This window comes from Chloroflexus islandicus (genome assembly GCF_001650695.1).
In the GTDB taxonomy this organism is placed as follows: Bacteria; Chloroflexota; Chloroflexia; order Chloroflexales; family Chloroflexaceae; genus Chloroflexus; species Chloroflexus islandicus.
Genome location: NZ_LWQS01000113.1, coordinates 1 through 1,391, shown reverse-complemented (window position 1 = coordinate 1,391; position 1,391 = coordinate 1). Strand labels below are relative to the sequence as shown.

The 1,391-nt window shown below is 62.3% G+C and carries 1 protein-coding gene; it reads left to right on the top strand.

From position 1 onward, the window contains the following. Positions 1–1,031, top strand: a 1,031-nt coding sequence (gene crtI / locus A6A03_RS18790) for a phytoene desaturase family protein (protein ID WP_066791339.1), incomplete at its 5' end; no start/stop codon positions are given. Positions 1,032–1,391 lie beyond the last annotated feature (360 nt).

The window sequence follows — 1,391 nt, the reverse complement described above, 5'->3', positions numbered from 1 at the left end:
TGCTGCGAGTGGCCCCTGACCTCATCCGCCTCAAATCACATCAGAGCGTTTACCGGTTTGTTTCTCAGTTCTTCCAAGATGATTTTCTCCGCCGCTGTTTCTCGTTCCATCCGCTCTTTATCGGCGGTAATCCGTTCGATTCTACCTCGATCTACGCGATGGTGCATTACCTCGAACGCAAGTGGGGTGTCTATCACGCTCGCGGCGGTACTGGCGCTATCGTTAAGGCGATGGTGCGACTCTTTACCGAACTCGGTGGTAAGCTTGAGCTGAATGCTAAGGCGGTTGAGATTGTGATCGATGGCCGTCGCGCCCGCGCCGTGCGCACCCAAGATGGCCGTCTCTTCCCCGCCGATATTGTGGTCTCGAATGCTGATGTGCCGCAGACCTATATGCGGCTGATCCCGCCGCGCTATCGCAAGGTGCAGACCGATCGCCGGCTGCGCCGTATGCGCTATAGTATGTCGCTGGCAGTGATCTATCTCGGCATTAACCGGCGCTACGACGATGGCCGCTTGGTGCAGCACAATATTATCTTTAGCGAACGCTACAAGGGTTTGCTCGACGATATCTTCAACCGGAAGCGGCTAGCCGACGATTTCTCGCTCTATCTGCATCGTCCGTCCCACAACGATCCGACCCTAGCCCCTCCCGGTCACGAGGCGCTCTATGTGCTGACGCCGGTGCCCAATCTGGCGGCGCCGATCGATTGGGCCACCGCCGGGCCGCGGCTGCGCGAGGCCATCCTCTCATTCCTCGAAGAGCACTATATGCCTGATCTGCGCCGCCATATCGTGGTCGAGCATATGGTCGATCCGCGCTACTATCGCGATGCGCTCAATAGCTATCTCGGCGCGGGCTTTTCCATCCAGCCGATCCTCACCCAGTCGGCGTGGTTCCGCCCCCATAACCGCTCGGAGGATATCGATAACCTATACCTCGTTGGCGCCGGTACCCATCCCGGTGCTGGCCTGCCCGGCGTGATCGCGTCCGGTGCGATTGTGGCTAATTTGGTGGCTCAAGAGGCGTAGCGCACTCTACCCACAACCAAAGCGTTGCCCGCCCCTCAACCACTGAAGGGCGGGCAACGCTTTGGTTGCGTACAACGGTTGATCGCTGTGCAATGCCGTAAAGCCTCGTGCTGCGCTCCTCATCACCCCTCCCCCAGCGGGCGAGGGGCCGGGTGCCATCAGCCTCTGAACCGAAGCGCGTGAGAGCGGGCGAGCGGTAGCGACGGAGCGCGGGCGGCTCGCCTGCGGCAGGGGCAGCGACGGAGCGCGGGCGGCTCGCTTGCGGAAGGGGTAGCGACGGAGTGCGGGCGGCTCGCCCGCCGATGGGGCAGCGACGGAGCGCGGGCGGCTCGCCCGCCGATGGGGCAGCGACGGAGCGCG